Source organism: Candidatus Manganitrophus noduliformans (assembly GCF_012184425.1).
Classification (GTDB): Bacteria; Nitrospirota; Nitrospiria; order SBBL01; family Manganitrophaceae; genus Manganitrophus; species Manganitrophus noduliformans.
Genome location: NZ_VTOW01000005.1, coordinates 265900 through 278310, shown reverse-complemented (window position 1 = coordinate 278310; position 12411 = coordinate 265900). Strand labels below are relative to the sequence as shown.

15 protein-coding genes are annotated in these 12411 nt (G+C 54.3%); 10 read left to right on the top strand and 5 right to left on the bottom strand.

Features of this window, described 5'->3' with window-relative positions; translation table 11 throughout:
- Positions 1-155: 155 nt before the first annotated feature.
- Positions 156-407 carry a hypothetical protein gene (locus tag MNODULE_RS21260; protein WP_168063184.1) on the top strand — a complete coding sequence of 84 codons (252 nt, stop codon included), beginning with the start codon at positions 156-158 and terminating at the stop codon, positions 405-407.
- Between the two features lie 144 nt (positions 408-551).
- Here MNODULE_RS21260 and MNODULE_RS21255 read toward each other — a convergent pair whose 3' ends face one another.
- Entirely contained in the window at positions 552-935 is a 384-nt protein-coding gene (locus MNODULE_RS21255) for a CBS domain-containing protein (protein ID WP_168063183.1), read from the bottom strand.
- Positions 936-1235: 300 nt separating this feature from the next.
- Here MNODULE_RS21255 and MNODULE_RS21250 point away from each other — a divergent pair, with 300 nt between their 5' ends.
- The 7 genes from MNODULE_RS21250 to MNODULE_RS21220 all read left to right on the top strand — a co-directional run bounded on the left by MNODULE_RS21250 (position 1236) and on the right by MNODULE_RS21220 (position 6671).
- Positions 1236-1451, top strand: a complete 216-nt coding sequence (locus MNODULE_RS21250) for a hypothetical protein (RefSeq protein ID WP_168063182.1) — start codon at positions 1236-1238, stop codon at positions 1449-1451.
- 186 nt (positions 1452-1637) lie between these two features.
- Positions 1638-1835: a hypothetical protein gene (locus MNODULE_RS21245; RefSeq protein ID WP_238339674.1), complete on the top strand. Its 198-nt coding sequence runs from the start codon at positions 1638-1640 to the stop codon at positions 1833-1835.
- Positions 1836-1886: 51 nt separating this feature from the next.
- Positions 1887-3137 (top strand): heparan-alpha-glucosaminide N-acetyltransferase domain-containing protein, encoded by a 1251-nt coding sequence (locus tag MNODULE_RS21240; RefSeq protein WP_168063180.1) that lies wholly within the window; start codon positions 1887-1889, stop codon positions 3135-3137.
- Between the two features lie 57 nt (positions 3138-3194).
- Positions 3195-4733, top strand: coding sequence for a lipopolysaccharide biosynthesis protein (locus MNODULE_RS21235; protein ID WP_168063179.1), 1539 nt, complete (start codon positions 3195-3197; stop codon positions 4731-4733).
- Between the two features lie 93 nt (positions 4734-4826).
- Positions 4827-5570, top strand: a complete 744-nt coding sequence (locus tag MNODULE_RS21230; protein ID WP_272953309.1) for a response regulator transcription factor — start codon at positions 4827-4829, stop codon at positions 5568-5570.
- Complete coding sequence (locus tag MNODULE_RS21225) at positions 5570-5977, top strand: arsenate reductase ArsC (RefSeq protein WP_202882303.1); 408 nt, start codon at positions 5570-5572, stop codon at positions 5975-5977. Before MNODULE_RS21230 ends, MNODULE_RS21225 begins: the two co-directional genes overlap by 1 nt.
- Positions 5978-5987: 10 nt before the next feature.
- The gene (locus MNODULE_RS21220; RefSeq protein ID WP_168063177.1) at positions 5988-6671 is read left to right on the top strand and encodes a response regulator transcription factor; all 684 of its coding nucleotides are present in this window, start codon (positions 5988-5990) and stop codon (positions 6669-6671) included.
- 30 nt (positions 6672-6701) lie between these two features.
- On the opposite strand, the gene MNODULE_RS21215 is transcribed toward MNODULE_RS21220, so the two are convergent.
- Positions 6702-8357 carry a hybrid sensor histidine kinase/response regulator gene (locus MNODULE_RS21215; RefSeq protein WP_168063176.1) on the bottom strand — a complete coding sequence of 552 codons (1656 nt, stop codon included), beginning with the start codon at positions 8355-8357 and terminating at the stop codon, positions 6702-6704.
- Between the two features lie 154 nt (positions 8358-8511).
- Entirely contained in the window at positions 8512-9015 is a 504-nt protein-coding gene (locus MNODULE_RS21210; protein ID WP_168063175.1) for a hypothetical protein, read from the bottom strand.
- A gap of 256 nt (positions 9016-9271) precedes the next feature.
- On the opposite strand from MNODULE_RS21210, the gene MNODULE_RS21205 reads away from it, so the two are divergent.
- On the top strand, positions 9272-10045 hold the full coding sequence (locus MNODULE_RS21205) for a response regulator (RefSeq protein WP_168063174.1): 774 nt from the start codon (positions 9272-9274) through the stop codon (positions 10043-10045).
- Between the two features lie 14 nt (positions 10046-10059).
- Here the strand turns inward: MNODULE_RS21205 and udp are convergent, their stop codons facing one another.
- Both udp and MNODULE_RS21195 read right to left on the bottom strand, forming a co-directional pair.
- Positions 10060-10866 carry a uridine phosphorylase gene (gene udp / locus MNODULE_RS21200; protein WP_168063248.1) on the bottom strand — a complete coding sequence of 269 codons (807 nt, stop codon included), beginning with the start codon at positions 10864-10866 and terminating at the stop codon, positions 10060-10062.
- Entirely contained in the window at positions 10862-11584 is a 723-nt protein-coding gene (locus MNODULE_RS21195; protein ID WP_168063173.1) for an SDR family oxidoreductase, read from the bottom strand. Before MNODULE_RS21195 ends, udp begins: the two co-directional genes overlap by 5 nt.
- Before the next feature lie 129 nt (positions 11585-11713).
- Here MNODULE_RS21195 and pxpB point away from each other — a divergent pair, with 129 nt between their 5' ends.
- Positions 11714-12409 carry a 5-oxoprolinase subunit PxpB gene (gene pxpB, locus MNODULE_RS21190; protein WP_202882302.1) on the top strand — a complete coding sequence of 232 codons (696 nt, stop codon included), beginning with the start codon at positions 11714-11716 and terminating at the stop codon, positions 12407-12409.
- The last annotated feature ends 2 nt before the right edge of the window (positions 12410-12411 follow it).

The following is a 12411-nucleotide window of genomic DNA, read 5'->3' as shown; positions in this document are numbered from 1 at the left end:
CAAAAAAATGTTGTACAGGCTTTCGCATTCGATTGGAGAAAGGATCTCCGCCACGTTTGAGATAAATGCGTTTCTTGACAGCTTCCGTTGTTCTGGTAATCTTAAGTCTGCCATTACCTTTAGAAATCAGATAGAAACCTTCTTCAGCGGTGCAGATGAAGCGGCTTCCACTCACGACAGCGGATATTTTGCGAAAGGTCGGCATTCCGCGCCACAAGCTTTATTACCTGGAGGAAATGGGATATATCACTCCCCGCCTGAAACCGATCGGCAACGTAGAATTGCGGCTCTTTACCCAGGAAGATCTCCAGAAAATTACGCTCCTTTGGAAGTACCTTAAGGAAGGTTTTAATCACGAGCTCGCCTATGAGAAGACGATGAAGGATCTCGGACGCGGCAAGCGATAAAAATGACGGAGGACGGAACCGATGTTTTTCCGAAGGGCTGTTCAGGACAGCCCTTTTACATTTTAAAGGCGGGTTTTTCGAAGGTCGGAGGGATTTTTCAATGAAGCTGCAAGGAATACCGGCGGTACGATAAATGGAATGCCGTCACGGATAGATCGACTCCATGAAGCTGCGGGCGGAAACGATGCCGCAGGGCGCTCCCTCCCGCGTGACCACAAAATGGCGGATCTGATTCTCCCCCATCAATTTGTACGCCTGCTCCAGCATCCCCTTTACATCGATCGTAATCGGCGGATAGCTCATAATCGTTTCGAGTTTGACCCCTTTCGGATCGATCCCTTGTCCAAGGACCTTTCGTACCAGATCGCTTTCTGTGACGATGCCGATGATCTCTCCGTCACGAGAGACCAGGACGGAGCCGATCCCGTGCTCCGTCATCACCCCGGCGGCCCGCAGGGCCGATTCCGTCTGATCGAGGGTGAGGAGCTTCTCGCACATGACTCTTTCGACGGGCACTCTCGGAATCATTTTTCTTCTCCGTTTAAATGCGGCACTGCCGCTTTGAAAGATCCATCCATGCTGATATTTCGATATAGTATACCAGGTCTCCGCTTTCTTGGGCGGAGCGGTTAAAGCGGATGAATGCTGGATTAAAGCTCCCCGAATCTTTCTTGATCGAGATCCCCGTCTATCCGACGGTGGAATTAACACCCTTTTAACAGAAATATAACTCATCATGAACAAGCAGAGGGTAGGATGCGATTCAGATATACAGGGATAATCGATCCCAAAATACGGAGAGGAAGATCAAAACAAAGGAGAATGACGATGCATTGTCCTTGTCTCGGAAAAGCCGAAAGCACGGAAGGGGAAGCGGAGTGCCGCGCGCGGGAGTGGGTCTTCGAACCGAGCTCTCTCGAGCTGGACCAATATTGTACGACCCGCTTGCATCGCTGGTGTCCCCTCTATCGCGCGTTGATGTCGACGCCGACGGTTTACCGATCGGGAAAGATGCGCCGCGAGCCGCAAAAAGCAATCGGTTAAAACAAGTAGAGACGAAACCCTGCCTCCTTATGGGAGAACGACCCCGTCTTTCTCTCTCGCTCCTCCGGCCCCGTCACATTTAACAACCCGTTAACATCTCTTTGATCGCGAAGAAATATCCTTCCTTTATGATGAAAGAAGATAAAAGAAACGGCGCTCCGATAAAAAAATTAAAATAAGGATGGGATGATGCCTTGCAGACGTTGTAGCGGGATGATGATAAAAGATCGAGCCCTGGATGAGATCGGACGCGCGGAGCATTTTATCTGGCGCTGTATCCTCTGCGGCGATATCATCGATCCGATCATCCTGATCAATCGCGCGAACTTTTCTCCGTCTAAGAAAAAATCGTACGTCCGTCGCACGGTTCTCTGGTCTGTATAGACGCTCGCTCGATCCGCGGATTCCCGGCGTTCATCCTGATAAATTGGCACGATGGCTGTATTAGCGCTCCCCGACTCGCCCCATCAAGATCTTCTCAACCCTCCGACCCCGTCGCCTCGAAACCGTGTCGATGCCGTCGATGTCGTTCGCGGCCTGCTGATGTGTGTGATCACCGTCGGTCACGGCCTCATTCTCTTAAACGACTCGGAATCGAATAAATGGTTGGGCCTTCTGATCACGAAAGTCACCAACCTCGGAACCCCCGGCTTCACAATGATCAGCGGCATGTTGCTCGGTTATTTCGAGTCGACTTATTCACACTTTCAACGCATTCGATGGAAATACTTCATCCGGGGCATCCAGCTTCTCACCCTTGCCCATCTGCTCATTTCCTTGGCGACCTATCCGCTCCGTCAGGAAACCTCATTGATCGAGGCCTGCCTCCGCTACTGGTACATCACCGACGCGCTGGCGGTCCTTTTCATGCTTCTCCCGACCTTGGTTCCACGGTTGGACCGACCCGCTCGGATCGTCCTCGGGATAACCTGTCTCCTTTCATGGAAGCTCTTCTCGTTCTTCCCTTCGATCTCTTCGCCGATCTTGCTCGTTGTCAAAGAGTTCACTTTCGGGGTCTCCCTCCGCGACAACCCTCTTCTGGGAGATACCTACCCGATTGTTCCTCTGGCCGGCCTCTTTATGATCGGAACGGTCCTCGGAAACAGCTTCGCCCGGTCGATTGTCGGTGCAACACTCGGTCAATTCGTCGGAACACTCCGAAGAAGCATCGTCCCGTTGATTCTTTTATCCGGATTCCTCGTCGGACTCTGGGGAGCGGGAAAATTCTTCTCGGAGGGCTTCTTTGGAAACACGCTGAAAACGCTCTTCTACCCTGAAAAACTCTCCTCTCTGCTTCCGTTTTATATCGGCGTTCTCTTTCTGATTCTGGCTTATTTTGTTCGGAAGATCGAAATGGAAAAGAACTTCGGGCGGTTCGAAAAGGCGCTCGCCCTCTTCGGTAAAACATCGTTATTCACTTATGTCGTCCAATATTTTCTTGTGCAGACCATTCCCGCTCTCATCGGATGGCGCAATCAGCTAAACATCGCAGAGTGGACCCTCTATTTAGGAGGCACCTTCATGATTCTCTTTTACCTGGCTCGCATCTACAACGATTCCTTTCTAAAAGGATGGAACCGGTCGGGCAAAGCAAAACGGAGGCCGAGTGAAATGAAAAGAGAAAATGCGCTCACCTCGCCCGACATCTCCCCGGAGCTCCTTAACCTGAAAAAAGACCTCTGGTGAAGTGACAATAAACCGGGTGTTCCCTTCACTTTCTGAATTGGCAGGAGAAATGGCTCGATGGAGATCGCATCCGAAGTCAAACCCAAGTCGGTTCACTCGCAGGCGCTCATTCTGATCATCGGACGGATCGCTTCCTTTACCCTCACCTTTTTTATCCCTATTTTTTTGGCACGCGGGTTGGACCCGGCCGAATATGGAACTTTCAAGCAGATCTTTTTAATCTTTACAACCCTCTATCTGATCTTACAGGGAGGGATGGTTCAGAGCCTTTATTACTTTATTCCCCACGATCCAAACCGCAGAACGTCCTGGATCTTTCAGGCGATTTTTTTTGTGACCGCCGCAGGCGTGCTTGCCGGCGTCGGCCTTCTCTTGGGGGGAGAACCGCTCGCCGACTGGTTTTCCAACCCATCCCTTGTTCCCTATCTTCCCAAGTTGGCCCTCTTTCTCGTCTTGATGCTCGCCTCATGTCATCTGGAGACGATGCTGGTTGCTCAGGAGCGGATCGCAGCCGGTTCAACGGTCCTTTTTCTATCGGAAATGATCCGCGCCCTCTTTATTATTCTCCCCCTTCTGATCGGCCGCTCCCTCTCAGCCGTCATCATCGGATTGCTTTCTTTTGCGGCGTTGCGGCTGGCGATGACGGCGGCCTATACGGTCCGAATCCTCCTTCGTGGTAAAAATCGAATGTCGTTGATCCGGACGGAGGGTCTTAAAACACAGCTCGCCTATGCCCTCCCTTTCGGCGCCGCCGTGGTGGTTGATGTCCTTCAACAGAATCTTCACCAGTATGCCGTCGCTTCCCTGTTCGATGTCGCGACCTTTGCCGTCTACTCGGTCGGCATCATGCAAATTCCGATCATCGATTTCATCTACACGCCGACCACCCAGGTTCTGATGGTACGAATGTCGTCGCTTCTGAAGAACGGCTCGAATCAAGAACGGCTCGCCCTGTGGCATGATGTCACCGCCCGCCTCGCCCTTTTTTTCTTCCCGGTCGGAATTTTCTTCGTCTTGATCGCCCCCGACATGATCGCGCTTCTCTTTACGGACGCCTATCGGGAAAGTATCCCTCTTTTTCAGATTTCCGCGCTCGGAATTCTGCCGGCGGTCTTTCTAACCGACGGGATGCTCCGATGTTACGCCCGAATCCCATTTATTCTTTTAACGACCTCCGCAAAAATCGTTCTGACCCTCCTCCTGATCATCCCCCTCATCCACATCGCCGGCCTCACCGGAGCGGTCCTCACCACCGTTTTGGTGATGTATCTCGGAAAAGGGATGATGCTCTGGAAGATACGAAGAATAATGGACACCTCCTGGAGAAAATTCCTCCCCTGGGGGAAACTCGCCGGAACGCTTTTCCTGGCTGTTTCCGTTTTCCTCCCCGCCGTATTTCTCCGTCAAACACTTTCGATCGCTCCCTTCACGGCTTTAATCTTTGACACCCTCTTTTACTGGACCGTCTATGGGGTGTTTCTTCTCTGGACCCCGCTGCTTCCCCTTTCCGTTCGAGAACAGATTTTCGCCGCCGCAGGCCGGCTTCATCAAGCGCTCAGAGGAACGAAAAACGGGGTCAAGAGAGAAGCCTGGTGATCCCGGACCCGATGCTTTCAACGCCCGGTCAAGAAACAGAAATTTAACATCGGCGTAATCCTCATAAAACACCGCTCGGGTAACATCGGTTACATGGTGCAAAGTCGTCTTCGCGTCACGTCTCCAAAGCCTGAAGAGATCCTCATTATCGAGGATCATCCGGACATGATCGATATCCTCAAAAAAGAGCTGACCCGACATCATTATCACGTCCGGGTCGCCGCCGAAGGGGAAACGGGGCTCTCCGAAGCGCAGCGCCGGCCGCCTGATCTGATTATCCTCGATTTGATGCTCCCCGGCTTAAGCGGCTGGGAGGTCTGCCGGTTGCTTAGAAAAAACTTAAAAACCAAGGCGATTCCCCTTCTTATTCTTACTGCGCTGGGAGAAGAAGCCAACCGCATTCTCGGTCTGGAGTCGGGGGCGGACGATTACCTCCCCAAACCGGTGAGCCTTCGGGAGCTGATCGCCCGGATCAAGGCGCTCCTCCGTCGCAAGCGGATGGCCGCCGAGCAGAAACCGGGCGGCGCGTACCGCGCCGGCGCGCTGGTAATCGACACCGAGCGTCACGAAATTAGGATGGCCGGGCGATTGATTCGGCTGACCCGCACCGAATTCGGACTTTTAAAGTTCCTGGCGCAGAACCCCGGAAAGGTGTTCAAGCGGGATGAATTGATCACGACCTTGTGGGGAGAAAACCAGTTCGTCGAAGAGCATAACCTCGACGTTCATATTCACTCCATCCGGCAACACCTGGAGCCCGACCCCTCTCATCCTCAATTCATTTTGACGGTTCGGGGCATCGGTTATAAATTCCGTCCGCCGGAGGAGACCGGCTGATGATGAAACGGATTCTCTTTGTCTGCATCGAAAACGCATGCCGCAGCCAAATGGCCGAAGCATTCGCGCGGCGCTATGGAAGAGAAGCGGTCGCGGTTTACAGCGCCGGATCGCGCCCGTCGGGAAAGATCGATCCGAAAACGGTTGAAGCGATGTGGGAAGTCGGTTACGACCTGACGAAGCATACCTCCAAATCGCTCCGTGAGATCCCGGATATTGAATACGACGCGGTTATCACGATGGGCTGCGGAGACGAGTGCCCGATGGTGAAGGCGAAACACCGCGAGGATTGGGCGATCCCCGATCCGAAACATTGGCCCATCGATCAGTTCCGAGAGGTACGAAACAGGATCGAGCAGAAAGTTCAAGGTTTACTTGAAAGTTTAAAAATCACTTCGCCGTTATGAAGGAGAACCGATGTCGCAGAAAATATTGATGGTGGACGATGAGGCCGATTTAAGCAAGCTGGTCGCGCACCATTTGCAGAAAGAAGGGTTCGAGCCGCTTTGCGTCTCCAACGGCTCGGACGCGCTCAAGGCGCTGGCCAAGCAGCCTTTCTCGTTGGTGATCCTCGATATCATGATGCCGGGGGAAGACGGGCTCCAGGTTTGCCGGAAGCTGCGGAACAAAGAGGAGACCGCCTCGATTCCGATTCTCTTCCTCACCGCCAAAGATGAGGAAAGTGATAAAGTCGTGGGGCTGGAGCTGGGGGCCGACGATTATGTCACCAAGCCCTTCTCCCCCAAAGAGCTGATGGCGCGTGTGAAAGCGCTGCTCCGGAGAACCGAGCGCAAGGAGAGCGCCTCAAGCTACGCGTATCGCGATCTGGTGATGGATGTCCCCCGCCATGAGGTGAGCGCCTCGGAGAACCGGGTGACCCTCACTGCCAAGGAATTTGCCCTGCTCGAACATCTGCTGAAGAATAAAGGGAAGGTCCTGACGCGCGACCATCTGTTGAACACCGTCTGGGGGTACGACTACTTCGGGACCACACGGACGGTCGATGTGCATGTCCGAAGGCTGAGGGAGAAGATTCCATTGTTGACCGATGCCATCGAGACAGTCCCGTCTTTGGGTTACAAGCTCGTTGATGAAGAATAACCGGTATCGATGGTGGGGAGGAGGTACGCTTCAAACCGTCTCTTCTGACGCGGAGTTAGATTTCTCTAACGAAGCCGGATCAGGATTCGCCGATGGAGCCCCACTTGGGGTACTGATCGGTTTGGGAAGATTGGGCAGATCCTCGGGCAGAAAAATCGTAAAGGTCGATCCCTTCCCGGGCTTACTTCGAACTTCGATTCTTCCCTGAAGCACTTCAAGTATTTTTTTGACGATGGTCAATCCTAAGCCGCTCCCGCCTGCTTCTCGTGTCGCGGAGCCATCGATTTGCCGGAAGGCATCGAAAATGACCGGAAGGTCTTCTTCTCTGATTCCGATACCGGTATCCTCAATTGACAAAAGAATTCCTCCATCTGAATCGACCGCAGAGATGGCAATCGATCCTTCCTCTGTGAACTTAATCGCATTGCTGAGAAGATTCATGAAAATCTGCCGGATCTTCAGCGGATCACTTTGAATATTCTTTAGGTTGTCCGCGATTCTCCACTTCACCGCAACCTTCTTTCCGCTTAACAGCGGCGCCACCTTCTGAGCCGCTTCCGGAAGAAGGCGTCTTAAGTCCACTGGCGCGATCGCGATCGGCATCTGGCCCGATTCCATTTTAGAGAGATCGAGGAGGTTATTGATCAACTCAAGCAACTCGAAGGCGTTTCGTTGGATTCCGTCCACCGGACCCTTCAGAGACTCGGGGACTTCGCCGTAAGTCCCTTCCAATACGAGAGAAGCGTAGCCGAGGATGGCATTCAGCGGGGTTCGCAGCTCATGGGAGACGTTGGAGACGAATTCTGATTTCAGACGGGTTGCCGCCTCCGCCTCTTTCTTTTTTTGTTCCAACTCCTCAATGATTCCCTGTAATTTCTCCTGTCCCTGCTTCTGATCGTTGACATCGGTTGCCGTCCCTAACCAGGCAAGAACCCGCCCTTGGGAATCTCGCTCCGGAGAAGCGCGATAGAGATGCCAGCGATAGGCGCCGTCGGCCCGCTTGAGCCGGCACTCCATCTGATACTCTTTTTCTCCTCTGAGGGCTTCCGTCCACTGATCGATCGCCGACGGATGATCTTCCGGATGGATCACCTTGGTCCATCCCCACCCTTCGCTCTGTTCAAAACTCAGACCGGTATAGTTAAACCAAGGCTGATTGAAGAAATCCACGGCCCCGTCCGGCTGGGCGATCCAGACAATCTGTGGGATGGCGTGGGTTAGATTTCGGTAAGGCTGGGGGGAGAGCGCTGTATTCTCTAAAGGAAGGTTCTCAGCGGGTCGGGAGAGTTCCTCTTTTTTGTGCAATCCTGTTAGGATTGCCACTTTCGCCTTGAGGGATTCCGGATCAAACGGCTTGATGATGTAATCGACTGCCCCGACCGAATACCCTTTCTCCACATCTTCTTCGGATTTATTGACGGCCGTAATGAAGATAATCGGAATGTCGCGCGTCTTTGGGCGCTCGCGGATGAGGGCGGCCGTCTCATAGCCATTCAGCCCCGGCATATGGACATCGAGCAGAATGAGGGAGAATGACTCTTTAAGGAGAAGTCTGAGCGCTTCCATCCCTGACTGTGCCCGGACCAGGCGATATTCAGGAACATCCAGGACCGCTTCCAGAGCCAGAAGATTCTCCGGATGATCATCGACCAATAATATATTCATTCCCTCTTTCACCTGTGGCATTCTCTCTCGATTAAAGACTTTTTCTATTCTACAGAATTGTTTTTATCGTATACAAGGGGGAACTCTGGAAGGGCTGTCTGGAGCGGGGATTACGCTTCTACTCGATTAAAACTGGGGTCTACGGAAAGCGCCGCTTTTATGCTCTCCCGGCCCCTCACTCTCCGGAGGATCGAGGCGGCGTCAAATTTCTCCGCTCCACCTCTCCGAGGATGTCATTCCTCAACCGATCAAGCTCTTCTTTAACTGAATCCTCGGTCAAGATCCCCGAGGGAACCGCCTCGAATCGGGTAATGATCGCTTCGCGCAGCGACTGCGTCGTCGGAGCGCCTTGCAGATCGAACGCGTTCCGAAGATCGATCAACGCTTGCGTGTTCTCCGAAAGTTTGTTGTTGATGGAATTCAGAAGCAGGCGGATCTGCTCCAGCCGGTCGGCCGATTTCGCGGCGGAAATCGCGGCCAAAGCGCCGGAACTCACGGCAGACCCCTCACACCGCTCCAGCTCCGCATTCCAATTTCCCAAACAGATGAGATCTTCAAAGGTGCTCGGAAGAATGATGTTTCCGTCGTACTGTTGAATTGGGTTGCCTTGGGCATGCGTTGCAGGGGGGTCAACGCTCAAGAGCAGGAAGGTCCATATCACCAAAAATGAAAACTTCATCTCATTCTCCTTTCCCTATCGCGGCGCTGCATTCACCTTACTTAACATAACAGAACCCTTTTGGAGCTCTCAATCCCTATAAAAAGGGACGGATGGATCACATCGATTTGACCCTATACCGAGTATTCTTTATTGACGAATTACGAATCTCTGATACCTTTCCACCTAGGGAAATCACGAACGGGAAAGCCTCTTCCAGTGTGAAAACATGCAACAACAAACCTTGAAGTAACGACCAAGAAAAAGGAGACCTGGGATGAATTCCAAGAGTACCGTTTTAATCGTCGATGATGAAACCGGCCCGCGTGAGTCGCTGAAGTTGCTTCTCAAGTCCCACTACAGAGTGGAGGAAGCGGACGGCGGTCTTCGGGCGATGCAAATCATTCGAAAGAGGACGGTCGATCTGGTCACGCTGGACTTAAGGATGCCGGGGATGGACGGGGTCGCCGTATTGAAGTCGATCAAAGAGTATAACCCTCATATCGAGGTCATGATTATCACCGGGTACGGCGCCGGAAATCAGGGGAGCGCCGCCGATTTGGTCCGGCTCGGAGCAAGAAGCTATTACACCAAGCCGTTCAATGTTCCACAATTGATGGTCGAAATCGCTCAAGCCATCGACAGCAAGAAAAAGCTCGATCGCTCCAGAATCCCATCGATCGAAAGCGCTTTGTACAATCGAAGGAGCCGCTTCCGAATCCCAATGATTTCGATTTCGAGCCTCACCCGGCTCGGGATACATCCGACGAGCGACATTTTGGTCCAGGACATCTGTACCCACGGGATCGGAATCCTTTGTCCGGAGAAATTCCAAAAAGGGGAGTTCGTCCGTGTCGAGGTCATTTTTGGAACCGATCGAGGAAAGACAACAACCGAATCGATCGTGGGAGAGGTGGCTTGGACAAGCCCTTTGCAAAATGGAATCACCTATGCGATCCACATCCGCTTTGATCGGATCGGGAAGGAAAATCCGAGACTGCTTGAGTACATCAAGCATCATGAAGAGATGAACTCACCCCCCCTTTCTTAGAACCGGGGTGATCGTCACTCTTTTTTTCGAAGCGCCAAAAGCCGTTCGGCGGCGGTGAGCGCCACCCGGATGACATTCTCTTCGCCCGCCCGCAGCCGCTCCGGCGTGATCTTTTCTTCTTTCTTCCTCCTTCGATTCACCACCCCCGTGATCACCCCCCCCTTCAGGCCGAGCGCGGCGCACATCGTCAGCAGCGTCGCCGACTCCATTTCGAAGTTGAGAACGTGCAGCCGCTTCATCTCCTCGGTCAACCCCCGCAGCCGCCGCAGCAGGTAATGGGAAAAGCCGTCAGTCCGCTCCTCCCCGGCATAAAAGGTATCTGAAGAGGCGGTGATCCCGACATGGGTGGAGATCCCCTCCCGTTCGTGTCGCCGCGCCGCATCGATCAGGGCGATGAGAACTTCCGGGTGAGAGACCGCCGGATACTCGATCGGGGCATAATGGGTGGAGGCGCCGTCGAGGCGAACCGACGCGGTGGTGACGACGAGATCGCCGATGTTCATGCCGGGCTGGATCGCGCCGGCGGTCCCGACGCGGAGAAAAATTCGAACGCCGAGCTTGGCCAGCTCTTCGACGGCGATAGAGGTCGACGGCCCGCCAATCCCGGTGGAGGTGACGAGAACCTTTTCCCCGGCCAGCGTTCCCAAGAAGCTTCGATACTCCCGCTTCCAGGCGAGCTCCACCGCTTTCTCCCCGCTCCGCGCTTCAATCTGCGCGGCGATTTTGGGGACGCGAAACGGATCTCCCGGAAGGAGGGCCAGCGCCGCCCCCTTCAACATGCTCCGGGAAAGATCGAGATGGTAGACGTTGGCCATTTTAATCGATTGCGCCGCGGCGTTGGACGACGATCTCTTTGATCACGGTCACCGGCGCGAGATGGAGGAGATCAATGATGATCTTCCCGATGTCGGCCGGCGGGATCATCTCTTCCGGCGGCACCGAGGCGCTGGCCACCATCGGCGTCGCCACAAAACCGGGGCAGATCGCCGTCGCCCGGATTTGATGCGCGATCCCCTCTTCCAAGAGACTCTCGGTAAATCCGATGACGCCAAATTTGGACGCGGAGTAGGCGGATGCCCCTCCCATCCCCTGCTTCCCGGCCAACGAGGAGATATTGACGATATAACCGGAGCGTTGCCGCTTCATCACCGGCAGGACCGCCTTCGTGCAGAGGAAGGTCCCCTTCAGATTGATCGCCTGAACCCGATCCCAATCTTCTTCACTGATCTCTTCGATGGCGCCCCATTGGCCGACGCCGGCGTTGTTCACCAGGAGATCGACCTGGCCCCATTTATCGATCGTCTCCCGGACCATCTCATCGACCTGAGCCGCCACCGAGACGTCGGCCGGGACGGCGATCAGGCGATCCTCCCCTTTCACTTCTTTCTTCAACTCCGTCAGAGCGCGGGAAAGTTTGTTTTTGTTCCGGGCGGAAATCGTCACCCGCATTCCTTCGGACAACGCCGCTTGGGCGACGGCGTAACCGATTCCGCTGCTTCCCCCGGTAATGATGGCGACTTGATCTTGTAGATGCGACATGGTCCCCATTCTGCCATTGAACCGGTCTCCGAGTCAAATCAATCTCCGGTTCGACCCCTCTCTGGAATGAAACGACGAGATGGATTATAATGTCGGCACGATCGATCCCCAATGAGAAGGAGCCGAACCGTGGAGCGTGATCCCCTCCTCTACCGTACCATCCCAGCGAGCGATCGCTCTCTTTTGATCTCTTTTGGAGAGGAGATCTCTTTGGCGTTTCATCAACGTGTGCGGGCGCTCACCGAACGCTTGCTGAGGCAGCCCCCTGACGCCATCCTCAACATTCATCCGGCCTACAGCTCCCTCCTCATCACTTTCGATCCGCTCCGCGCCACATTTCAAGAGATCGAGTCGTCCGTCCGGAATTTCCTGATCGATACGACGGCGGAGCCGCCGGCTTCCCCCCGCCGGATTGAAATCCCCGTCTGCTATGACGAAGCATTCGGACCCGATCTCTCCGATGTGGCCTCACTGAACGGACTATCGACGGAGGAAGTGATTCGCATTCACCTCTCCGGAGAGTATTACGTCTCCTTCATCGGGTTCACACCCGGATTCGGTTATCTCGGCGGGATGTCGCCACGAATCGCAGCGCCGCGCCTGGCGACGCCGCGGAGACGCGTGCCGGCCGGAAGCGTGGCGATCGGGGGGAATCAAACGGGAATTTACCCGACCGCCACCCCCGGCGGGTGGCGGATCATCGGGAGGACCCCGCTTCGACTTTTTGTTCCCGACAGAGACCCTCCCTCCCTGCTCGCGCTCGGAAGGGAGGTCCGGTTCAGGAGAATCTCCCGCGCGGAATTCGATGAGATCCACCCACCTTGAAA